This is a genomic window from Streptomyces sp. NPDC088725 (assembly GCF_044751305.1).
GTDB lineage: Bacteria > Actinomycetota > Actinomycetes > Streptomycetales > Streptomycetaceae > Streptomyces.
This window is the reverse complement of sequence record NZ_JBIVLO010000011.1, coordinates 99,669-119,681: the sequence shown is the minus strand read 5'-3', so window position 1 is coordinate 119,681 and position 20,013 is coordinate 99,669. Positions and strand designations below refer to the sequence as shown.

Annotated in this window: 23 protein-coding genes and 1 riboswitch; of the genes, 10 read left to right on the top strand and 13 right to left on the bottom strand. The window is 70.9% G+C overall.

The features are described from left to right. Positions 1-39 precede the first annotated feature (39 nt). From ACIP6N_RS25125 to bioB, 8 genes are all read right to left on the bottom strand, one after another. The gene (locus ACIP6N_RS25125) at positions 40-822 is read right to left on the bottom strand and encodes an SGNH/GDSL hydrolase family protein (RefSeq protein WP_401819047.1); all 783 of its coding nucleotides are present in this window, start codon (positions 820-822) and stop codon (positions 40-42) included. Positions 823-903: 81 nt separating this feature from the next. Then, entirely contained in the window at positions 904-1,917 is a 1,014-nt protein-coding gene (locus tag ACIP6N_RS25120; RefSeq protein ID WP_401819045.1) for a hemolysin family protein, read from the bottom strand. Beyond that, positions 1,914-3,272: a hemolysin family protein gene (locus tag ACIP6N_RS25115; RefSeq protein ID WP_401819043.1), complete on the bottom strand. Its 1,359-nt coding sequence runs from the start codon at positions 3,270-3,272 to the stop codon at positions 1,914-1,916. Before ACIP6N_RS25115 ends, ACIP6N_RS25120 begins: the two co-directional genes overlap by 4 nt. A 172-nt stretch (positions 3,273-3,444) precedes the next feature. Beyond that, positions 3,445-3,870, bottom strand: coding sequence for a GNAT family N-acetyltransferase (locus ACIP6N_RS25110; RefSeq protein WP_401819042.1), 426 nt, complete (start codon positions 3,868-3,870; stop codon positions 3,445-3,447). A 103-nt stretch (positions 3,871-3,973) separates the two neighbouring features. After that, the gene (locus tag ACIP6N_RS25105; RefSeq protein WP_401819039.1) at positions 3,974-4,339 is read right to left on the bottom strand and encodes a VOC family protein; all 366 of its coding nucleotides are present in this window, start codon (positions 4,337-4,339) and stop codon (positions 3,974-3,976) included. 100 nt (positions 4,340-4,439) lie between these two features. Further along, positions 4,440-5,159: a dethiobiotin synthase gene (gene bioD, locus ACIP6N_RS25100; RefSeq protein ID WP_401819036.1), complete on the bottom strand. Its 720-nt coding sequence runs from the start codon at positions 5,157-5,159 to the stop codon at positions 4,440-4,442. Position 5,160: 1 nt separating this feature from the next. Further along, the gene (locus ACIP6N_RS25095) at positions 5,161-6,510 is read right to left on the bottom strand and encodes an adenosylmethionine--8-amino-7-oxononanoate transaminase (RefSeq protein WP_401819034.1); all 1,350 of its coding nucleotides are present in this window, start codon (positions 6,508-6,510) and stop codon (positions 5,161-5,163) included. Then, positions 6,503-7,690, bottom strand: coding sequence for a biotin synthase BioB (gene bioB / locus ACIP6N_RS25090; protein WP_401819270.1), 1,188 nt, complete (start codon positions 7,688-7,690; stop codon positions 6,503-6,505). The genes ACIP6N_RS25095 and bioB overlap by 8 nt, the downstream gene beginning before the upstream one ends. 143 nt (positions 7,691-7,833) lie before the next feature. Here bioB and ACIP6N_RS25085 point away from each other — a divergent pair, with 143 nt between their 5' ends. Then, the gene (locus ACIP6N_RS25085; protein ID WP_401819031.1) at positions 7,834-8,979 is read left to right on the top strand and encodes an 8-amino-7-oxononanoate synthase; all 1,146 of its coding nucleotides are present in this window, start codon (positions 7,834-7,836) and stop codon (positions 8,977-8,979) included. A gap of 33 nt (positions 8,980-9,012) precedes the next feature. Here ACIP6N_RS25085 and ACIP6N_RS25080 read toward each other — a convergent pair whose 3' ends face one another. Beyond that, a complete protein-coding gene (locus ACIP6N_RS25080) occupies positions 9,013-9,297 on the bottom strand; it encodes a DUF397 domain-containing protein (RefSeq protein WP_401819030.1) in 285 nt (94 codons plus the stop codon). An 8-nt stretch (positions 9,298-9,305) separates the two neighbouring features. Beyond that, positions 9,306-10,160, bottom strand: coding sequence for a helix-turn-helix domain-containing protein (locus tag ACIP6N_RS25075; protein ID WP_401819027.1), 855 nt, complete (start codon positions 10,158-10,160; stop codon positions 9,306-9,308). Between the two features lie 257 nt (positions 10,161-10,417). Between ACIP6N_RS25075 and ACIP6N_RS25070 the strand changes: the two genes are divergently transcribed. Then, entirely contained in the window at positions 10,418-10,849 is a 432-nt protein-coding gene (locus ACIP6N_RS25070; RefSeq protein ID WP_401819025.1) for an ATP-binding protein, read from the top strand. 124 nt (positions 10,850-10,973) lie between these two features. On the opposite strand, the gene ACIP6N_RS25065 is transcribed toward ACIP6N_RS25070, so the two are convergent. The 3 genes from ACIP6N_RS25065 to ACIP6N_RS25055 all read right to left on the bottom strand — a co-directional run bounded on the left by ACIP6N_RS25065 (position 10,974) and on the right by ACIP6N_RS25055 (position 12,974). Continuing rightward, the gene (locus tag ACIP6N_RS25065) at positions 10,974-11,447 is read right to left on the bottom strand and encodes a C40 family peptidase (RefSeq protein ID WP_401819023.1); all 474 of its coding nucleotides are present in this window, start codon (positions 11,445-11,447) and stop codon (positions 10,974-10,976) included. Positions 11,448-11,450: 3 nt separating this feature from the next. Beyond that, a riboswitch (cyclic di-AMP (ydaO/yuaA leader) is annotated at positions 11,451-11,636 on the bottom strand. A 377-nt stretch (positions 11,637-12,013) separates the two neighbouring features. Next, positions 12,014-12,322, bottom strand: coding sequence for a hypothetical protein (locus tag ACIP6N_RS25060; protein ID WP_401819021.1), 309 nt, complete (start codon positions 12,320-12,322; stop codon positions 12,014-12,016). A 7-nt stretch (positions 12,323-12,329) separates the two neighbouring features. After that, positions 12,330-12,974 (bottom strand): ATP-dependent Clp protease proteolytic subunit, encoded by a 645-nt coding sequence (locus ACIP6N_RS25055; protein WP_401819019.1) that lies wholly within the window; start codon positions 12,972-12,974, stop codon positions 12,330-12,332. A 72-nt stretch (positions 12,975-13,046) separates the two neighbouring features. On the opposite strand from ACIP6N_RS25055, the gene ACIP6N_RS25050 reads away from it, so the two are divergent. The 8 genes from ACIP6N_RS25050 to ACIP6N_RS25015 all read left to right on the top strand — a co-directional run bounded on the left by ACIP6N_RS25050 (position 13,047) and on the right by ACIP6N_RS25015 (position 19,985). Continuing rightward, positions 13,047-13,373, top strand: a complete 327-nt coding sequence (locus tag ACIP6N_RS25050; protein WP_401819016.1) for a type II toxin-antitoxin system Phd/YefM family antitoxin — start codon at positions 13,047-13,049, stop codon at positions 13,371-13,373. Between the two features lie 273 nt (positions 13,374-13,646). Then, positions 13,647-13,949, top strand: coding sequence for an urease subunit gamma (locus tag ACIP6N_RS25045; RefSeq protein WP_401819015.1), 303 nt, complete (start codon positions 13,647-13,649; stop codon positions 13,947-13,949). Between the two features lie 15 nt (positions 13,950-13,964). Beyond that, a complete protein-coding gene (locus ACIP6N_RS25040) occupies positions 13,965-14,276 on the top strand; it encodes an urease subunit beta (RefSeq protein ID WP_401819013.1) in 312 nt (103 codons plus the stop codon). Further along, complete coding sequence (locus tag ACIP6N_RS25035) at positions 14,269-15,990, top strand: urease subunit alpha (protein ID WP_401819011.1); 1,722 nt, start codon at positions 14,269-14,271, stop codon at positions 15,988-15,990. Before ACIP6N_RS25040 ends, ACIP6N_RS25035 begins: the two co-directional genes overlap by 8 nt. Further along, positions 15,990-16,652 carry an urease accessory protein UreF gene (locus tag ACIP6N_RS25030; protein ID WP_401819010.1) on the top strand — a complete coding sequence of 221 codons (663 nt, stop codon included), beginning with the start codon at positions 15,990-15,992 and terminating at the stop codon, positions 16,650-16,652. Before ACIP6N_RS25035 ends, ACIP6N_RS25030 begins: the two co-directional genes overlap by 1 nt. Before the next feature lie 63 nt (positions 16,653-16,715). Then, complete coding sequence (gene ureG, locus ACIP6N_RS25025; RefSeq protein ID WP_401819009.1) at positions 16,716-17,393, top strand: urease accessory protein UreG; 678 nt, start codon at positions 16,716-16,718, stop codon at positions 17,391-17,393. Next, complete coding sequence (locus ACIP6N_RS25020) at positions 17,390-18,151, top strand: urease accessory protein UreD (protein WP_401819007.1); 762 nt, start codon at positions 17,390-17,392, stop codon at positions 18,149-18,151. The genes ureG and ACIP6N_RS25020 overlap by 4 nt, the downstream gene beginning before the upstream one ends. Positions 18,152-18,401: 250 nt before the next feature. Continuing rightward, positions 18,402-19,985, top strand: coding sequence for an alpha/beta hydrolase (locus ACIP6N_RS25015; protein WP_401819006.1), 1,584 nt, complete (start codon positions 18,402-18,404; stop codon positions 19,983-19,985). Positions 19,986-20,013 lie beyond the last annotated feature (28 nt).

Genomic DNA, 20,013 nt, shown 5'->3' with positions numbered 1-20,013 from the left:
GCAAGGGGCCGCACGCCGTCTCCAGGAGCCCGTACGGTCCTACCTGGGCGCCGGCGGTTCGTACGGCAGCAGCTCGGGCCTCTTCGGCATCCGGCCGTCGCCCGTCGACCGTCCGGTCAGCCGCCTCATGACCCACGGCCCCAGGTGCTGCCGCGCGAAGCGCACATCGCTGCTCCGCCGCAGCATCCACCGCACGGGCGCGGCCGGCGGCAGCGCCGTACGCCAGTCGTCCTCCGCCTCGTGGCCCAGCGCCTGCCACACGGCCTCGGCGACCCGGCGGTGTCCCTCGGCGGTCAGATGCAGCCGGTCCACGTCCCACATCCGCTGATCGCCGAGCGCCGGGGTCCCGTACAGGTCCACGACCAGGGCACCGTGCCGTTCCGCCAGCTCGTCGATGAAGGTGAAAAGCTCCTCCATGCGCGGGCGGATACGTTCCATCACGGGTCCGTCGCGGCCCGGGCTGCGCATCAGCACCAGCTGCCCGCAGGACGGGGCCAGCTTCTCCACGGCCTCTTCGAGCAGCCCGCGCACCCTGCCGAGGTCGACCGTGGGCCGCAGGGTGTCGTTGAGACCGCCCACCAGCGTCACGACGTCGGCCGACATCGCCGCCGCGATGTCCACCTGCTCCTCGAGGATCTGGCCGATCAGCTTGCCGCGTACGGCGAGGTTCGCGTACCGGAAACCGGGGTTACGGGCGGCGAGACGCGCGGCGAGCAGATCGGCCCAGCCGCGGTACGAGCCGTCGGGCAGCAGGTCGGACATGCCCTCCGTGAAGGAGTCACCGACCGCGACGAAACTGGTGTAACGAGCATTCATCTCCATGGCGGAAGCGATCGTACCGTGCGGTAGGGGTCTCTCGGACTCCCGTCCGAGAGACCCCGGGCCGACCGGTCCGAGAGGCGTTTACGCGTGCCGCCCCACCAGCTCGCGCAGCACGTCCTCCATGGTGACGAGACCCTCCAGCTTGCCGTCCTCGTCCAGCACCGCCGCCAGATGCGTACGGCTGCGGCGCATGGCCGTCAGGACGTCGTCCATCGGCGTCGCGTCCCGTACCCGCGCGATCGGGCGCATCCCCGACACCGGGAACGGCAGCTCGCGCGGTGTCGCGTCCAGCGCGTCCTTCACATGCAGGTAACCGAGGATGCGACGCGAGGAGTCCACCACCGGGAAGCGGGAGAAACCGGACTGCGCGGAAAGCCGCTCCAGCTCCTCCGGCGTGATCCCGAGCTGCGTGGAGACCACGCGCTCCAGCGGCATCACCACATCACGTACCGGACGGCGGCCCAGCTCCAGCGCGTCGTGCAGCCGCTCGGTCGCCCGGTCGTCGAGCAGCCCCGCGTGGCCCGCGTCCGTGACGAGCCTGGCCAGCTCGTCGTCGGAGAAGGTGGCCGCCACCTCGCTCTTCGCCTCCACCCGCAACAGCTTCAGCAGCGCGTTCGCGAAGGCGTTGACGGTGAAGATCACCGGCCGCAGCGCGCGGGCCAGGGCCACCAGCGGCGGACCGAGCGCCAGCGCGACCCGGACGGGCCCGGCCAGCGAGATGTTCTTCGGCACCATCTCGCCCAGCAGCATGTGCAGATACGTCGCCAGGGCCAGCGAGATGACGAACGAGATCGGATGGACGAGGCCGTGCGACACCCCGACGGCGTCGAACAACGGCTCCAGCAGGTGGACGATGGCGGGCTCGGCGACGATGCCGAGCACCAGCGTGCAGAGCGTGATGCCCAGCTGCGCCGCGGCCAGCAGCGCCGACACGTGCTCCAGGCCCCAGATGACGCTGCGCGCCCGCCGGTCACCCTCCTCCGCCTGCGTTTCGATCTGGCTGCGGCGCACCGAGATCAGCGCGAACTCGGAAGCCACGAAGAAGGCGTTGACGACCAGCGTCAGCAGCGCGATGAGAAGCTGGATCGCGGTCATCGTCCGGCCTCCGTCGTGTTGTCGTCCGTGTCGCTCGTACGCGGCGCGTGCAGCAGCAGGCGCGCGGCGCGCCTGCCGGAGGCGTCCACCACGTCCAGTTGCCAGCCGGCCAGGTCGAGGCGGTCGCCCTCGGCCGGGATACGGCCCAGCTCGGCGGCGACGAGCCCGGCCAGCGTCTCGTACGGGCCGTCAGGGATCCGCAGTCCGATCCTCTGGAGCCGGTCGGTGCGCGCGGCGCCGTCCGCCGACCAGAGCGCGCGGCCGTCCACGTCCTCGCCCATCGGGGCCAGGTCGGGGGTCTCGTGCGGGTCGTGTTCGTCGCGTACCTCGCCGACGACCTCCTCGACGATGTCCTCCAGCGTGACGACACCGGCCGTACCGCCGTACTCGTCGATCACGACGGCCATGGTCGAGACCTCGGCGGCGGAGCGCCCGGAGAGGCGGTCGAGGAGCTTGTCGACCGTCAGGGTCTCCGGCACGAGCAGCGGCTCGCGCAGCAGCCCGGTCACCGGATACCTGGACCTGCGCTCCGCCGGGACCGCGAGCACGTCCTTGATGTGCGCGATGCCGACGACGGTGTCCAGGCTGCCCCGGTAGACGGGGAAGCGGGAGAGACCGGAGGCCCGGGTCGCGTTGGCGACGTCCTCGGCGGTTGCCTGCGCGTCGAGGGCCATCACCTGCACCCGGGGGGTCATCACGTTCTCCGCCGTCAGCGCCGAGAGACTCAGTGTCCGTACGAACAGCTCGGCGGTGTCCGCCTCCAGCGCACCCTCCTTGGCGGAGTGCCTGGCCAGCGCGACCAGCTCCTGCGGGCTGCGGGCCGAGGCCAGCTCCTCGGTCGGCTCCAGACCGAACGCGCGCACGATGCGGTTCGCGGTGTTGTTGAGATGACTGATGAAGGGCCGGAAAGCCGCGGTGAAGTACCGCTGCGGGGTGGCCACCACCTTCGCGACGGCCAGCGGCGAGGAGATAGCCCAGTTCTTCGGGACCAGCTCACCGACGACCATCAGGACCACGGTCGACAGCGCCGTACCGATCACCAGGGCGACGGAGGACGCCACGGACGAGGACAGGCCGATGTCCTCGATCGGCCCGCGCAGCAGCTTCGAGATGGACGGCTCGGAGAGCATTCCCACGATCAGGTTGGTCACCGTGATGCCGAGCTGTGCGCCGGAGAGTTGGTAGGTGAGGCTGCGTACGGCCTTCAGGGCGCTCGCGGCGCCCCGCTCGCCACGCTCGGCGGCCTGTTCGAGACTGCCGCGCTCCACGGTGGTGAGGGAGAATTCCGCCGCGACGAAGGCACCGCAGGCGAACGAGAGCAGTACCGCCACGACGAGCAGGAGCACTTCGGTCATCGGTTCACCTCCGTCCCATGATCGGTCAGGGGAAGAAGGACCGCGCGATGTCGTACACCACGGTGCTCACTACTGGGAGGTTCGCCCATGGGCGGACTCTCACACCTTTCGGTCGAAGGCTGATAATCCCCCTATAGTAAAGGACCGGCAAAGCCGCCCCGTGTGGGCGACCTCAGCTCTCCAGCGGCCTCACCCAGCGGCTCCACTGCTGCTGCGGCGCGTACCCGGCCGCGTGCCAGGCGTGGTGGGCCTGCTCGTTGCGGTTGAGGATCATGGCGTCGGCGCGCCGCCCGCCCAGCCGTACGAAGCGCTCCTCGGCGGCGGCGAGCAGTGCCCGGCCGACGCCCTGGCGCCGGTGGTCGGGGTGGACCGCGAGCCGGTAGAGGTGGCAGCGCCAGCCGTCGAAGCCCGCGATGACCGTGCCCGTGAGCCCACTGTCCGACTCCGCGAGGATCAGCGCGCCGGGATCATGATCCACCAGCCGCTCGACCCCGGCGCGGTCGTCACTGATGCTCGTGCCTTCCGCGGCGGTCTTCCAGAAGGCGAGCACGGCATCGAGGTCGGCCGGCGACGCGGCCCGAATCCGAAGATCATCCATGCCGGAGTGGTTACCCATCTCACTCCACGTCACTCACCGACCACGCGGCAGCGGCCGAATCACGCGCATGTCCCGCGAGACCGCGTCCGGGAGGGGCCGGAGTTCAGTCCTGGCCGTCCGGCGGGGCCGGCTGGACGAAGCAGAACTCGTTGCCCTCGGGGTCCAGCAGGACCTGGAAGTCCCCGGCCTTCTGGCTGACGATCCCGCCCACCCGGGACGCCCCGAGGCGTACCGCCTCTGCCGTCGCCGTCCCGATGTCGCCCGCGTCCAGGTCGAGATGGAGCCGGTTCTTGGCGGTCTTGCCCTCGGGAACGCGCTGGAACGCGATCCGGGCGAACCCCGGCGGGTCGATGTACGACCAGTCGGGGTCGCGTTCCACCGGACTGCCGCCGAGGAGGGTTGACCAGAACCGGGCCAGCGTCCCCGGGTCTGCGCAGTCGAAGACGATCTCGTCGATGTGTGCGCGCATGACGGTCAGCCTAGGTCCTGTCCGGCGGCGCGCGGCCGGAGCGGTGTCCCCGCCCGAGCGTGCGCGGGCCCCCGTGCCGGCCCCCGCCGGACTCCGCGCTTCACCCCGCGTCGAACTCCGCGCCGAACCCCGCCGCGTCCCAGTGGCCGTCCAGCTCCGGCGCCAGCCAGTCGGCCACGCCCGCGCGGAACCTCTCCGGTGCCAGCGCGCCGATCCCCTGCGGCAGCGCGCCGAGCAGTGGCGCCCCCGCCGCCTCCGGGAGATCCACGAGGTTGCACCGAGCGGCCAGGTCCGGTGCCGCGGGCCAGCTGCCGACCACCACCCCGAGCGGATCCAGCTCCCGCGCCCGCAGGGCCTCGCAGGTCAGCGCCGTCGCGTTGAGCGTGCCGAGCCCGGCGGGCGCTACCACCAGGACGGGAGCCCGCAGCAGCCGCGCCGCGTCCGCCAGCGTGCCGCCCGCGCCGTCGAACCGTACGAGCAGTCCGCCCGCGCCCTCGACCAGCACGAGATCGTGCTCGGTGGCCAGTTTCTCCGCCGCCTCCGCGACCTCGCCGGGCGTCACCGGCGTGAGGCCGGCCCGCCGTGCGGCGGTCGCCGGGGCCAACGGCTCGGGGAACCGGGCCAGTTCGACGGCGGTGACCTGCCCGGCCAGCCGGGCCGCCTCCGCCGCGTCGCCCGGCTCCCCGGGGCCGAGCCCGGTCTGCGCGGGCTTGAGCACCGCGACCGTACGTCCGCGCGCGAGCGCGGCGGCGGCGACCGCCGCCGTGACGACGGTCTTGCCGATCTCGGTCCCCGTGCCGGTGACGATCAGTACCGTCATGTCAGCCTTCCCGTGCGACCGCGCCCACCGCGCGGCAGATCGTGGCGATGTCCTCGTCGCCGGTCACATACGGCGGCATGGTGTACACGAGATCGCGGAACGGCCGCAGCCACACACCCTCGCGCACCGCGGCCCGGGTTGCGGCCGCCATGTCCACCTCGTGGTCGAGCTGTACGACACCGATGGCACCGAGCACCCGTACGTCCCGTACCCCCGGCAGCCCCTCGAACTCCGCGAGCCCGTCGCGCAGCCCCGTTCCGATCCGCTTGACCTCGCCCTCCCAGTCCTGGTCGAGCAGCAGGTCGATCGAGGCGAGGGCCACGGCGGACGCCAGCGGATTGCCCATGAAGGTCGGTCCGTGCGCCAGTACGGGCACCTCGCCGCGCGAGATCCCCTCGGCGACCCGGGACGTGCAGAGCGTCGCCGCCATCGTGAGGTAACCGCCGGTCAGCGCCTTGCCGACACACATCACATCGGGTGAGATCCCGGCCTGTCCGGCGGCGAAGAGCGTGCCCGTACGGCCGAACCCGGTCGCGATCTCGTCCAGGATCAGCAGGACGCCGTGCTCGTCGCACGCCTCGCGCAGCACCCGCAGATAGGCGGGGGAGTGGAAGCGCATCCCGCCCGCGCCCTGCACCACCGGCTCGACGATCACCGCGGCGAGTTCGTCCGCGTGCCGGGCGATCAGCGCGCGCAGCCCGTCCGCGTACGTCTCGTCGTACTCGGTGGGCGGGGCGTCCGCGAAGATCTGGCGCGGCAGGATGCCCTGCCACAGCTCGTGCATGCCGCCCTCGGGGTCGCACACCGACATCGGCTGCCAGGTGTCGCCGTGGTAACCGCCGCGCCAGGTCAGCAGCCGCTGTTTGGCGGGCCTGCCGAGCGAACGCCAGTACTGGAGGCACATCTTGACCGCGACCTCGACCGACACCGAGCCCGAGTCGGCGAGGAAGACATGGCGCAGCGGCTCGGGCGTGATGCCGACCAGCCTGGCCGCGAGCCGGACGGCGGGCTCATGGGTGAGCCCGCCGAACATCACATGGCTCATCCGGTCCAGCTGTCCGCGTGCCGCCTCGTTGAGCACGGGGTGGTTGTAGCCGTGGATCGCCGACCACCAGGACGCCATGCCGTCGACCAACTCGCGCTGCCCGTGGGCCGCTTCGGCGAGGCGCAGCCGAACCCCCGACGCGGACTCCACGACCAGCGGGTCCACCCGGCCCGGCATGGGGCCGTACGGATGCCAGACGTGGGCCCGGTCGAGCTCCAGCAGCCCGGCCGTCGCGGTAACGGCGTTCGCGGTCAAGGGCGTTGAGAAACCGGGCGTCAGGGGCTCGGGCGTGGCGGAATCAGGCATTGGGCGCGAGATCCGTACCGGCTCCGCGACGGCGAACGGACACCAGATCCGTGCGCGGGGACGAGGTCGCCTCGGCGGGAGCGGCGACGGCAGCGCCGTCGGAAGTGGCCGGAACGGCTCCCCCGCAGCCGGTGCCTCCCTCGCTCTGCTCCCCGCACGGACCGCAGCCGCCGCCCGCGCGGTGCTCGGGCAGCGTCGTCGTGTCCGCGCCCTCCACCTCGAAGCCCGCGTCGGCGATCATGTCCAGGTCCGCCTTGCCCTCCTGGCCCTCGCTCGTGAGGTAGTCGCCCAGGAAGATCGAGTTGACCAGGTGCAGCGCCAGCGGCTGCATCGAACGCAGGTGCACCTCGCGGCCGCCCGCGAGCCTGACCTCGACGTCGGGGCAGACGAACCGCACCATCGCCAGGATGCGCAGGCAGCGCTGCGGGGTGAGGTTCCACTCCTTGGCGAGCGGGGTGCCCTCGAACGGGATCAGGAAGTTGACCGGCACCGAGTCCGGGTCCAGGTCGCGCAGCGAGAAGACCACGTCCACCAGATCGGCGTCGCTCTCGCCCATGCCCGCGATCAGCCCGGAGCACGCGGACAGACCGGCCGCCTGCGCCTGCTGCACCGTCTCCACGCGGTCCGCGAAGGTGTGGGTGGTGGTGATGTCGCCGTACGTCGCCTCGGACGTGTTCAGGTTGTGGTTGTACGCGTCGGCGCCGGCCGACCGGAGCCGGTCCGCCTGGCCGTCCGACAGCAGGCCGAGACAGGCGCAGACCTCGACGCCCTCGTTCTGCTCCTTGATGGCCTCGATCGTCTGCGAGACGCGGTCGACGTCCCGGTCCGTGGGGCCCCGCCCGCTCGCGACCAGGCAGACCCGCTTCGCGCCGCCCGCCACTCCGGCGGCGGCGGCCTTCGACGCCTCATCGGGCTTCAGCCAGGTGTACTTGAGGATCTCCGCCGTGGAGCCGAGCCGCTGCGAGCAGTACGAGCAGTCCTCCGGGCACAGACCGGACTTGAGGTTGACCAGATAGTTGAGCTTCACCCGCCGCCCGAACCACTGGCGGCGCACCTTCCCGGCCGCGGCCACCACATCGAGCAGCTCCTCGTCGGAGGTCGCGAGCACCGCGAGTGCCTCTTCGCGGGTCGGCAGCTCGCGCCGCAGCCCCTTCTCCACCAGTGTCTTCAGCAGATCCATGGGGCCGATCTTCGCGTACGCGCGCGGCTCGAAGCCAGGGAGGAATCCCACAACACCGAAGAAACGAACTGTGTGTATGACCACATCCTGACCTGGTCGGGCCGCCGATAGGGTCTGTGCGCAGCCTACAAAAGGACCGGACCATGGAGCAGGATCCCTTCGACTGGACCGACGGGGAAGCGCGCGGGCGCGCCGCGTCGGGTCTCGTACGCACGCTCCGCCCGCGCCCCGCGGACTCCGCGGTCCTGGATCTCGCGAGCAACGACTATCTGGGGCTCGCCCGCCACCCCGTGATCACCGGGGCCGCCGCCGGGGCCGCGCGCCGCTGGGGTGCCGGCTCCACCGGCTCGCGGCTGGTCACGGGCAGCACGGAGCTGCACGCGGAACTGGAGCGTGAACTGGCCGAATTCTGCGGCTTCGAGGCCGCGCTCGTGCTGTCCTCCGGCTACGCGGCCAACCTCGCCGCCCTCACCGCGCTGACGGCTCCCGGCTCGCTCATCGTGTCCGACGCGGGCAACCACGCCTCGATCATCGACGGCTGCCGGCTCTCGCGCGCCGAGACCGCCGTCGTACCGCACGCGTCGACCGCGGCCGTACGCAAGACACTTGAGGCGCACCCCGGCCGCCGCGCCCTGGTGGTGAGCGACGCGGTGTTCTCCGTGGACGGCGACGCGGCTCCGCTGCGCGAACTGGCCGAGATCTGCCGTACCAGGAACGCGGCGCTGCTCGTCGACGACGCGCACGGCCTCGGCGTACTGGGCGCGGGCGGCCGCGGCGCGCCGGACGCCGCGGGGATCGCGGGCGCGTCCGGGGTGGTGGCGACCGTCACCCTGTCCAAGTCCCTGGGCAGCCAGGGCGGGGCGATCCTCGGATCCGCACGGGTGATCGACCATCTCGTCAACACCGCGCGGACGTTCATCTTCGACACCGGACTCGCGCCTGCGGCCGTCGGGGCGGCCCTGGCGAGCCTGCGGCTGCTGCGCGGAGACCCGTGCCTCGCGGAGCGGGCCGGGACGGTCGCGAGGACGCTGCACCGGCGGCTGACCGAGGAGGGCCTGACCGCCGTGCGGCCCGACGCCGCTGTCGTGTCCGTACAGGCGCCGTCACCGGAAGCGGCGGTGCGCTGGGCCGCGGACTGCCGTGCGGCGGGGCTCGCGGTGGGCTGTTTCCGGCCGCCTTCGGTGCCGGACGGCATCTCCCGGATCAGGCTCACCGCGCGCGCCGACCTGACGGATCAGCAGATCGGCGCGGCGGTGCGTACGGTGGTCGCGACGGCGCCGGCCGGCTGAGGCGGCGTCACGGCGCTCTGCTCATGCCCGGCGTCAGGCGGTGATGTCCTCCTCTGCCGGGCCGGATATGAGCCCCGGCACGACACCGGACACGAAGGACGTCCACGCCGTCGGGGTGAAACGCAGCTGCGGCAGCGCCACGTTCTTGGAATCACGTACGGCGAGGACGTCCGCGCCGGTGCGGGCCGTCTCCACGCAGTTGTTCATTCCCACGCTGTAGCTGCTGCGCCGCCAGGTGAGAAGGGCTGAGGTGGTCGAGGGTGTGGGGGGTGCCGTCTGGGTCGTCTGGGCAGGGGGATGTGCGAGGTAAGCGGTCATGATGCTCCCTACACGCCGTCACCGATCCCGGCGATGAGATCCAAAGAGTCCTCGGGCGAAAGGGCGCGCGCCTGCATCCTGCGGAAAGCAGCGCTGTACGCCTCGAGGTCTTCTTTCCCCTCCAGGTAAAGGCTACTCGTCAAGTGGTCAAGGACGACCAAATCCAGGTCATTGATATTCGGAAAGGTAAAGATCATAAAAGGCCCGGTGAGCCCGGCGTATTCACCGACGGCGAACGGCATCACTTGCAGCAGGATGTGCGGCAGCGGAGCCAGCGCCTGCAATCTCCGTAACTGATCCCGCATCACCTCGGGCCCGCCCACCTCGCGGCGCAGGACGGACTCGTCAAGCACCGCGTGCAGCTTCAGGGGCACCGGAGTGCGCAGAACTTCCTGGCGGGCGAGCCGTACTTCCACCAGGGAATCGACCGTCGAGGCCGGCGGACCGTCCAGGGCGGCGCGTGTCACGGCCCGTGCGTACCCCGGCGTCTGGAGGAGCCCGGGCACCACCGAGGTCTCCAGTGTGCGCGCCGTACGGGCCTGGGACTCCAGGCTGATGAAGTCCCGGTACTGCGGCGGAATCACGCCCCCGTAAGCCTCCCACCATCCCGGGCCGCCGTCCGCCGCGCCCGCCAATGTGGCTAATAACGTGCGCAGTTGCGGATCATGGACGCCCAACGCGTCCAGCAGCCGGGTGAGATCGCCGTCCTTCACCCCGCTGACTCCCGTCTCGATCCTGCTCACCTTCGACTGGTTCCAGCCGAGCAGCCGCGCGGTCTCCCCGCTGGTGAGTCCCGCGCTCTGGCGCAGTCCCCGCAATTCCTCGCCGAGCCGGCGTCTGCGTACCGCGGGACCTTGAGGCATGAGTGTTCCCTTTCGCCTGGGCCGTGACCGGACGCCAGGGGGCGCCGCGGCGGAGAAGGTATCTTTCCGCCGCCCGGATGAGGGCGCGCCGCGCAGAGTTCACCGCTTTGAGCGACAGATATATGCATATCTCGGTGGATCGGCGCTATCAGCGGCACCATGAGTGGCACGCTGTCGCGAGGCACAGTCCGAGGCCGTCCGCGCAGTCATCCGCTCTGTGCCGGACCGAGGTCCGGCGGGAAAGGGACCGCGTTGTCATGGCAGATCACCAAGAAGCATCCGTCATCCTGCCGAGTGCTCCGGCCTCGGTTTCCGCGGCGCGCAGATTCGTCGCCGAACACCTCTCCGAATGGGGGATGCCGGCGGAAGGAGACACCGCCGAAACGGTACGGCTGATCGTCTCCGAGCTGGCCACCAACGCCGTCCAGCACACCTTCGGCCAGTCGCCCACGTTCACCGTGCGACTCGAACTGGAGCTGGACGAACAGCTGCGGATCGGCGTGACCGACAGTCATCCGCGCTGGCCGCGGCGGCTGCCCGCGGCCGTGCAGCAGGACAACGGCCGCGGCATGGTCATCATCCGCTGGCTGGCCGCCGAGAACGGCGGCAGCATGTCCGTCACGCCGACTCCGGAAGGCGGCAAGACGGTCTGGATCGCCCTGCCCTGGACGGCGCGTGTGCAGAGCTGACCCGCGCCTACGAGACGGCCCGCCGCATGAAAAGTCCGGTCTGAACAGGCCCGCACGGACAGGCCCGCACGGGGACCGGGCCGACGGAGGGGCGGCGGCCCCCCGCGGCCGGCGCACCGGCCGCTCAGCGCACCCGCCCGTACCACACGCTCTTGGACCAGATCCGTTCGAGACGCACCACGGCGCCGGTCTTGGGCGAGTGCCAGATCTTCCCGCTGCCCGCGTAGATCCCGACGTGGTAGACGTTGTTGCCCCAGTGGAAGAACACCAGGTCGCCCTTCTTCCGCTTGGAGGCGGAGATATGGCGGGTCTTGTTGTACTGCTGCTGTGTCGTGCGGGGGAGCTTCTTGCCGGCCTTCTTGTACGAGTAGACCGTCAGCCCCGAGCAGTCGAACCGCCTCGGGCCCGTGGCTCCCCAGCTGTACGGCGATCCTTTCTTCGACGCGGCGATCTGCAGCGCCTTGACCGCGTGCGTGGCGGCGTACGCCTCGGAGGTGACGCCCGGCGCCAGCGTGGTACCGCTGACCGCGACGAGCGTCATGGCCGATACGGCGCCGACTCTGAAGGACAAAGACGGGACATGTGTCTGCGCAGTCATGCGCAACCCTTCGTCAGCCGCCTGTGAAGGATGACCTGTCGGGTTCGGACTGGCGAAGTCGCCCGGCCGCGCGAACGCGGCTTCACCCCGAGGGACAGCCCGTTTCCGGGCCGACCCGTACTGCTCGGGTCCTCCACTCCTGCCGATCCACTCCTGTCGACCAGTCATCCGGAGCGGCGGCAGGACTCGGCGTCCGCCCGGACCGCCTCGCCGCGGTGGCGGGGGCTTGTCGTCCCAGGGATCTTGACGTGGCGGGTGCGGATTTCCGAGTCGAAACGACGATATGTGAATTACATCACTCTTGGACCGTATGGGGGTTTAAGTCCCTTATGTGTCGATATATCCACATCGTGGCGAGGGCCCCACCTGCGGCGGGACGGCCGCGCGCATCACGTACCAGATCGCTTCGCGCAACTCGAAGCCGCGGACGCCCGCCGGCGGCGCGTACGCCGAACGAGGGGCGGCGTTCCCGTACGGGCGCGTCCGAACGGGAACGCGGCTTGTCCCGCGCGTAGCTGAGGGCCGCTCACCTCCACCAGGACCGGCTCCTCCCCGCCGGCCCGCGCTCATCCCGGCGGCTGGGGCGGCAGCGTGACCCGGCTCGCCCGCCGCTCCCCGTCGAGCATCCGCAGCGCGCGGGTCAGCGTCGACGCGTGCAGGTCCGTCTCGCCGCGCGCGTGCATGGTCGTGAGGGCGTCCAGCAGCTCCGCCGCCCGTGCCGGCAGGGCCTGCGCGGCGCGCAGCGCGCTGTACGTGTCCGCGCCATGGGCCGGATTCATCCGGCCCAGCAGATCGACCACCAGGAGATAGCTGTCGATGAAGGCGCCCTCGGCCCGGGTCAGCGCGGGCAGTGGCGGCAGTTCGGGCGGCAGCATCGGGGGTTCACCGCCCGTCGGAGGTGCCGGACGGGTCAAGAGAGGTCCTGCGGTTCTGGACCACATGGTCGACCAGGCCGTACGCCTTGGCGCCGGGCGCGTCGAACACCTTGTCCCGGTCGATGTCCTGGTCGATCCGCTCGGCGCTCTGGCCCGTGTGGTGCACCAGCAGGCGGGCCAGCCGGGTCCGCTGCCGGACCAACTCGTCGGCGTGGATGGCCAGATCGGACAGCTGGCCCCGAACGGGATCCGTGACGGCGGGCTGCTGGAGGACCAGGCGGGCTCCGGGCAGCGCCATCCGCTTGCCGGGGGTGCCGGCGGCCAGCAGCAGGGCGGCGGTCGAGGCGGCCTGGCCGAGGCAGGTGGTCTCCACGTCGCAGGTGACGAGCTGCATCGCGTCGTAGATGGCGGTCATGGCGCTGATCGAGCCGCCGGGGGAGTTGATGTAGAGGCAGATGTCCTGGTCGGGGGCGTCGTACTCCAGGTGCAGGAACTGCGCGATCACGTCGTTGGCGGCGGTCTCGTCCACAGCGGTGCCGAGGAAGACGATCCGCTCGCCGAAGAGCTTGGAGTACGGGTCGAGCGTGCGATTCCCGTAAGTGGTGCGCTCGTTGAACTCGGGCAGTACGTAGCGGGCGGAGGGGCTGATCATGACGACGGTTCTCCTCGGCGCAGGCTCGGATGTAAAAAATGTACAGGACGTACAGCACGTAACATGGGGAGCATGGCTTACGAGATTCCGGTGACGCAAGCCCGGGCAGAACTCGCCGACCTGATCAACCGCGTCGTCTACGGCGGCGAACGGGTGGTCGTGACCCGGCACGGCAAGCCGCTTGTCGCGCTGGTTTCTGCCGCTGACCTGGAACGACTCGAAAAGGAGCAGGAGGCGGAGGAAGAGCGGGTGATCAGCTCCGTCTCCGCGATCGGCTCCCTGTCGTCCGCTCCCGGCGAACGGCGGCGCTTCGGCATCGCGGCCGAACACGCGGCGGAACACCGCACGGAGGGCCGTGGCCCGGAGAGCGGCGAACGGCCGCCGGGCCACGGACGCTGAGGCCCGTACCGAGCGCCGCCGCCTCCGTATACGACCCGCTTCCCGGCCGGTATGCCGAGGGCAGCGCGGTTTGTCCTCCCGCGTACGCAAGCCGGCCGCCGATCGGGAGATCAGTTAACGCGCCGGAAAAACTTCCGCCTTACCGTGCAACCCTGACCGCGGGGGATCGGAACCTCAGGTCACCAGTGAGTTGAAGGCGGCCGGACGGACGCGGGGCCCACCAGTACCCTCGGAGCCCGGCCGCCGCCGGACTCCGGACTGTGAGGTGGAAGCGTGCAACTGACCCCGCACGAGCAGGAACGCCTGCTCATCCATGTGGCCGCGGACGTGGCGGAGAGGCGCAGGGCACGCGGGCTGCTGCTGAACCACCCCGAGGCCGTCGCGCTGATCACCTCCCACCTCCTCGAAGGCGCGAGGGACGGCCGTACCGTCGCCGAACTCATGGCATCGGGACGCAAGGTGCTCACCCGCGACGACGTCATGGAAGGCATCCCCGAGATGATCCACGACGTACAGGTGGAGGCGACCTTCCCGGACGGCACGAAGCTCGTCACCGTCCACGACCCGATCGTCTGAGGGGGAGCGCCGCCGATGATTCCCGGAGAGATCCTGTACGGGGACGGGCCCGTCGCCCTGAACGAGGGGCGCGAGGTCACCGCGCTCACCGTCCTCAACACCGCCGACCGGCCCGTCCAGGTCGGTTCGCACTACCACTTCGCCGAGGCCAACCCAGGCCTCGACTTCGACCGCGCCGCCGCCCGCGGCAAGCGGCTGCACATCGCGGCGGGTACCGCCGTCCGCTTCGAACCCGGCATCCCCGTCGACGTCGCGCTCGTCCCGCTCGCCGGACTGCGCGTCGTGCCCGGGCTGCGGGCCGAGACCGGAGGTCCCCTCGATGACTGAGCTGTCGCGCCCCGTGTACGCCGATCTCTTCGGCCCCACGACAGGTGACCGTATCCGTCTCGCCGACACCGATCTGCTGGTCGAGATCGAGGAGGACCGCTGCGGGGGTCCCGGCCGCGCCGGTGACGAAGCGGTGTTCGGCGGTGGCAAGGTGATCCGCGAGTCGATGGGCCAGTCCCGTACGACGCGGGCGCAGGGCGCGCCCGACACGGTGATCACCGGCGCCCTGATCATCGACCACTGGGGCATCGTCAAGGCCGACATCGGCATCAGGGACGGCCGGATCACCGGCATCGGCAAGGCCGGCAACCCGGACACCATGGACGGCATCCACCCCGATCTCGTCATCGGTCCTGAGACCGAAGTCATCGCGGGCAACGGGAAGATCGTCACCGCGGGCGCCATCGACGCGCACGTCCACTTCATCTCGCCGACCATCGTCGACCAGGCGCTCGCGACCGGCGTCACCACCCTCGTCGGCGGCGGCACGGGACCCGCCGAGGGCACGAAGGCCACCACCGTCACCCCGGGATCCTGGCACCTCGCCCGGATGTTCGAGGCGCTGGAGACCTTCCCCGTCAACATCGGGCTGCTCGGCAAGGGCAACACGATGTCGCGTGACGCCATGCACGCCCAACTGCGCGGCGGCGCACTCGGCTTCAAGATCCACGAGGACTGGGGAGCGACCCCCGCCGTCATCGACGCCTGCCTCAGTGTCTGCGAGGAGACCGGCGTCCAACTCGCCATCCACACCGACACCTTGAACGAGGCCGGCTTCGTCGGGGACACCCTCGCGGCCATCGCCGGGCGCACCATCCACGCCTACCACACCGAAGGCGCCGGCGGCGGGCACGCTCCCGACATCATCACGGTCGTCTCCGAGCCCCACGTACTGCCCAGTTCGACCAACCCGACCCGGCCGCACACCGTCAACACCATCGAGGAACACCTCGACATGCTGATGGTCTGCCACCACCTGAACCCGGGCGTGCCGGAGGACCTGGCCTTCGCGGAGTCCCGGATCCGCCCCTCCACCATCGCGGCCGAGGACATCCTGCACGACCTCGGCGCCATCTCGATCATCTCCTCGGACGCCCAGGCCATGGGACGTGTCGGCGAGGTGATCATGCGCACCTGGCAGACCGCGCACGTGATGAAGAAGCGCCGCGGCGCACTGCCGGGCGACGGCCGCGCGGACAACCACCGCGCGCGTCGCTACGTGGCCAAATACACCATCAACCCCGCTGTGGCGCAGGGGCTCGACACGGAGATCGGCTCGGTCGAGAGCGGCAAGCTCGCCGATCTGGTGCTCTGGGATCCGGCGTTCTTCGGCGTCAAACCGCAACTCGTCATCAAGGGTGGCCAGATCGCCTACGCGCAGATGGGCGATGCCAACGCCTCCATCCCGACCCCGCAACCGGTGCTGCCCCGCCCGATGTTCGGCGCGCTGGGCCGGGCCGCCGCCACGGGCTCGTTCAACTTCGTCGCGGGCGCGGCGATCGAGGACGGTCTGCCAGAACGCCTCGGCCTGGCCAAGAAGTTCGTGCCGATCAGTGACACCCGGCGGATCACCAAGGCCGATATGCGGGAGAACGACGCGCTGCCACGTGTCGAGGTCGACGCCGACACCTTCACGGTGACCATCGACGGCGATGCGGTCGAACCCGCACCGGCCGCCGAACTCCCGTTGGCCCAGCGTTACTTCCTCTTCTGATGAGCCGCGCGGCGCTTCTCGTCCTGGCAGACGGGCGGTTCCCGGCCGGCGGACACGCGCACTCCGGCGGCGCGGAACCGGCCGTCAGGGCCGGGCGGATCAAGGACGCGCAGACCCTGGCGGCCTTCTGCCGGGGCCGGCTGCACACCACGGGCCTGACCGCGGCGGCGCTCGCCGCCGCGGCGGCCCAGGGCCTTGACCCGCAGGCCCTTGACGAGGAGGCCGACGCCCGCACACCCTCACCGGCGCTGCGGGCGACCGCGCGCAAGCTCGGCCGCCAGCTGACCAGGGCGGCCCGCGCCACCTGGCCGAGCCCGGAACTCGACGCGCTCGCCGCGGCCCGGCCACGTGGCGCGCACCAGCCGGTCGTGCTCGGTCTCGTGGCGCGTGCCGCCGGGCTCACCCCGGTGGACGCCGCGTACTGCGCGGCATACGAAACGGTCAGCGGCCCCGCCACCGCCGCCGTACGGCTGCTGAGCCTCGATCCCTTCGAGGCCACCGCCGTACTCGCCCGCCTCGCGCCCGACCTCGACCGCGTCGCCGAGCGCGCCGCCCTCGCGGCGTACGACGGCATCGACGCGCTGCCCGCCGCCTCAGCACCCCTCCTCGACATCACGGCGGAAGCCCACGCGGCCTGGCCGGTAAGGCTGTTCGCCTCCTGAAGCTTCTCTTCCCGGTCGTCGCCCCTTCCCGGCCTTCGCCTCTCCCCGACAGGAGCCGCATCCATGCACCTCGATCACCCCCACACAGGGCCGGCCGCCGTCAGCGCCGACGCGCTGCGCCCCGACGGTGTCAGGCGCGCGCTGCGCATCGGACTCGGCGGGCCCGTCGGCTCAGGCAAGACCGCCACCGTCGCCGCGCTCTGCCGCATCCTGCGCGATCAGTTGTCGCTCGCCGTCGTGACCAACGACATCTACACCCGCGAGGACGCGGAGTTCCTGCTGCGCAACGCCGTTCTGCCGCCCGAGCGGATCCAGGCGGTCGAGACGGGGGCCTGCCCGCACACCGCGATCCGCGACGACATCTCCGCCAACCTCGAAGCCGTGGAGGACCTGGAGGACGCCGTCGGGCCGCTGGACCTGATCCTCGTCGAGTCCGGTGGTGACAATCTCACCGCGACCTTCTCGAAAGGCCTGGTGGACGCGCAGATCTTCGTCATCGACGTGGCGGGCGGCGACGACATCCCCCGCAAGGGAGGACCCGGCGTGACCACCGCCGACCTCCTCGTCATCAACAAGACCGACCTCGCACCGTACGTCGGCTCGGACCTCGGCAGGATGGCCCGCGACGCCAAGGAGCAGCGCGGTGAACTCCCCGTCGTCTTGACCTCGTTGAAGGCGGAGAACGGCGTCGAGCCGGTGGTCGCGTGGGTGCGCGGGCTGCTCGCCGACTGGACCGCATGAGCGTCCACGCCACCGCCCGCATCGTCGCCACGCGCGAGGGCCTGCCCGTACTGACGGGCGAGGGGCCGCTCGCGGTGCGCAGGACCCGCGCCACGGGACCGGGCAGCCGTGTCACCGTCGTCGGTGCGATGAGCGCGCCGCTCGGCGGCGACCGGCTCGCGATCGAGGCGGAGGTACGGGACGGTGCCGCGCTCACGGTGGACGCGGCGGCGGCGACGGTTGCGCTGCCCGGCCGCGCCGCGGGAGGCGTTGACGCGAGCCAGCCCGAACACGCCTGCTACGAAGTCCGGTTGGCCGTAGGTGAGAACGCCGAGCTGAACTGGCTTCCCCAGCAGCTGATTTCGGCGAACGGCAGCGATCTGAGGATGCGCACCCGTGTCGAACTGGCCGCAACCGGGCGCCTGGTCCTGCGCGAGGAGCAGATCCTCGGCCGTCACGGCGAACGGCCCGGCACCCTCACCACCAGACTCACCGTTCGTCGCGCGGACCGCCCGCTGTTCGACCAGGAGCTGAGCTTCGGGCCGGGCGCCCCGGGCGGCTGGGACGGCGGCGCGGTACTCGGCGGACACCGAGCGGTGGGCCAACTGCTCATCGCCGGGCCGGAATTCGAGAAGGAGCCGGCCAAGCCGAGGTCGCTCGGCGAGAACGCGGTACTGACCCCGCTCGCGGGACCCGGCGTACTGGTCACGGCCGTCGCCCACGACGCACGGGAACTTCGGCGGACCCTGGACGAGGTGCTGCTCGACGCCTGGTGGTGACACCGGCTCCGGCCCCACCGACACCGTCTCCCGGCCCGGAGCGGCACTGGCGCACGGCCGCGATACCGCTGACCGGCACGGCGTGCCCGGCTATCGGTTCGATAAAGATAAGCCCGCACAGCCTGTTCGCAGGAACCTCACAGGCGAAAGGATCCCCGGAAGCACCACCAGCGCAGCACCACCAACGCACCAGACACGCACCAGACACCGCGCTGCCCCGGGCAGCGCACCACTTCAGGGGGAGGCACACGTGAGACGCACAGCACTGCTCGGCTCGGCCTGCACGCTGCTGGCCGGCGCGCTCATAGCGGTCGCGACGGCCGCTCCGTCGGCGACCGCCGAAGGACGCCACCGGAATCACGGCGACTCCGCCGCGCACGGCGTCGAGATCGCCGCCCAGCGGGCCGCGGAGAAGGGCGTCGACTGGCAGGACTGCCCGGCGGACTGGGGTTTCACGAAGCCCGTCCAGTGCGGCTGGGTCAGCGTCCCGCTCGACTACACGAAGCCGGACGGCAAGCAGATCAAGCTCGCCGTCGACCGGGTCGCCAACACCGGTACCAAGCAGGAGCGTCAGGGAGCCCTGGTCTACAACCCCGGCGGCCCCGGCGGCTCCGGCATGGCGTTCCCCAACCGGGTCGTCAACAAGAACGCCATCTGGGCCGACGCCGCGAAGGCATACGACTTCGTCGGCTTCGACCCGCGCGGGGTCGGCCACTCAGCCCCCATCTCCTGCGTCGATCCCCAGGAGTTCGTGAAGGCACCGAAGCTCGACCCGGTCCCGCACAGCGAGGCCGACAAGCGCGTCCAGCGCAAGCTGGCGGCCGAGTACGCGGACGGCTGCAAGGAGCGCAGCGGCTGGATGCTGCCGCACATGACGACGCCCAACACCGCGCGTGACCTCGATGTCATCCGGGCCGGGCTCGGTGAGAAGAAGCTCAACTACCTGGGCGTCTCCTACGGTACGTATCTCGGCGCCGTCTACGGCACGCTCTTCCCGTCGCACGTGCGGCGCATGGTCGTGGACAGCGTGGTCAACCCGTCGAAGGACAAGATCTGGTACGAGAACAACCTCGGCCAGGACATCGCCTTCGAGGGCCGGTTCCTCGACTGGAAGAAGTGGGTCGCGCGCAACGACGCGGCCTTCCACCTCGGGACCACCGCCGACCGCGTCCAGAAGAACTACGACACACTCCGTGCCGCGGCCAAGAAGGCGCCGTTCGGCGGGCTGGTCGGACCGGCCGAGCTGGACGCCCTGTTCCAGAGCGCCGCGTACTACGACTCCAGCTGGGTGCCCGTCGCCGACGTCTGGAGCAGTTACGCCGCGGGAGACACGCAGGCGCTCGTCGACGCGGCGGCCCCCGACCTGTCCGACACGGCGGGCAACATCTCCGCGGAGAACGGCAACGCGGTCTACACCGCCGTCGAGTGCGCCGACGCCGCCTGGCCCGCCAGCTGGCAGAAGTGGGACCGCGACAACACCCGCCTCAACCGGGACTACCCGTTCCTCACCTGGGGCAACGCCTGGATGAACCTGCCGTGCGCCACTTGGGGAGCCAAGCAGCAGACCCCGGTCGAGGTCACGACGGGCAAGGGGCTGCCGCCGGTGCTCATCGCGCAGTCCACGCGGGACGCGGCCACCCCGTACGAGGGCGCCGTCGAACTGCACAAGCGGTTCAAGGGCTCGCGCCTGATCACCGAGCAGGACGCCGGCTCGCACGGCATCACCAACCTGGTGAACCCGTGTATCAACGACAAGGTGAAGGCCTACCTGCTCACCGGCGCGCTGGACCGCAAGGACGCCACCTGCGGCCCGCACGCCACACCCACGCCGTAACCGGTTCCGCATCGCGTGAGGCACCACG

What these genes read in the sequence shown, in the direction of transcription:
- ACIP6N_RS25125 (WP_401819047.1), bottom strand. Translation starts at nt 822, where the DNA reads ATGGAGATGAATGCTCGTTACACCAGTTTCGTCGCGGTCGGTGACTCC.
- ACIP6N_RS25120 (WP_401819045.1), bottom strand. Translation starts at nt 1,917, where the DNA reads ATGACCGCGATCCAGCTTCTCATCGCGCTGCTGACGCTGGTCGTCAAC.
- ACIP6N_RS25115 (WP_401819043.1), bottom strand. Translation starts at nt 3,272, where the DNA reads ATGACCGAAGTGCTCCTGCTCGTCGTGGCGGTACTGCTCTCGTTCGCC.
- ACIP6N_RS25110 (WP_401819042.1), bottom strand. Translation starts at nt 3,870, where the DNA reads ATGGATGATCTTCGGATTCGGGCCGCGTCGCCGGCCGACCTCGATGCC.
- ACIP6N_RS25105 (WP_401819039.1), bottom strand. Translation starts at nt 4,339, where the DNA reads ATGCGCGCACACATCGACGAGATCGTCTTCGACTGCGCAGACCCGGGG.
- bioD (WP_401819036.1), bottom strand. Translation starts at nt 5,159, where the DNA reads ATGACGGTACTGATCGTCACCGGCACGGGGACCGAGATCGGCAAGACC.
- ACIP6N_RS25095 (WP_401819034.1), bottom strand. Translation starts at nt 6,510, where the DNA reads ATGCCTGATTCCGCCACGCCCGAGCCCCTGACGCCCGGTTTCTCAACG.
- bioB (WP_401819270.1), bottom strand. Translation starts at nt 7,690, where the DNA reads ATGGATCTGCTGAAGACACTGGTGGAGAAGGGGCTGCGGCGCGAGCTG.
- ACIP6N_RS25085 (WP_401819031.1), top strand. Translation starts at nt 7,834, where the DNA reads ATGGAGCAGGATCCCTTCGACTGGACCGACGGGGAAGCGCGCGGGCGC.
- ACIP6N_RS25080 (WP_401819030.1), bottom strand. Translation starts at nt 9,297, where the DNA reads ATGACCGCTTACCTCGCACATCCCCCTGCCCAGACGACCCAGACGGCA.
- ACIP6N_RS25075 (WP_401819027.1), bottom strand. Translation starts at nt 10,160, where the DNA reads ATGCCTCAAGGTCCCGCGGTACGCAGACGCCGGCTCGGCGAGGAATTG.
- ACIP6N_RS25070 (WP_401819025.1), top strand. Translation starts at nt 10,418, where the DNA reads ATGGCAGATCACCAAGAAGCATCCGTCATCCTGCCGAGTGCTCCGGCC.
- ACIP6N_RS25065 (WP_401819023.1), bottom strand. Translation starts at nt 11,447, where the DNA reads ATGACTGCGCAGACACATGTCCCGTCTTTGTCCTTCAGAGTCGGCGCC.
- ACIP6N_RS25060 (WP_401819021.1), bottom strand. Translation starts at nt 12,322, where the DNA reads ATGCTGCCGCCCGAACTGCCGCCACTGCCCGCGCTGACCCGGGCCGAG.
- ACIP6N_RS25055 (WP_401819019.1), bottom strand. Translation starts at nt 12,974, where the DNA reads ATGATCAGCCCCTCCGCCCGCTACGTACTGCCCGAGTTCAACGAGCGC.
- ACIP6N_RS25050 (WP_401819016.1), top strand. Translation starts at nt 13,047, where the DNA reads ATGGCTTACGAGATTCCGGTGACGCAAGCCCGGGCAGAACTCGCCGAC.
- ACIP6N_RS25040 (WP_401819013.1), top strand. Translation starts at nt 13,965, where the DNA reads ATGATTCCCGGAGAGATCCTGTACGGGGACGGGCCCGTCGCCCTGAAC.
- ACIP6N_RS25035 (WP_401819011.1), top strand. Translation starts at nt 14,269, where the DNA reads ATGACTGAGCTGTCGCGCCCCGTGTACGCCGATCTCTTCGGCCCCACG.
- ACIP6N_RS25030 (WP_401819010.1), top strand. Translation starts at nt 15,990, where the DNA reads ATGAGCCGCGCGGCGCTTCTCGTCCTGGCAGACGGGCGGTTCCCGGCC.
- ureG (WP_401819009.1), top strand. Translation starts at nt 16,716, where the DNA reads ATGCACCTCGATCACCCCCACACAGGGCCGGCCGCCGTCAGCGCCGAC.
- ACIP6N_RS25020 (WP_401819007.1), top strand. Translation starts at nt 17,390, where the DNA reads ATGAGCGTCCACGCCACCGCCCGCATCGTCGCCACGCGCGAGGGCCTG.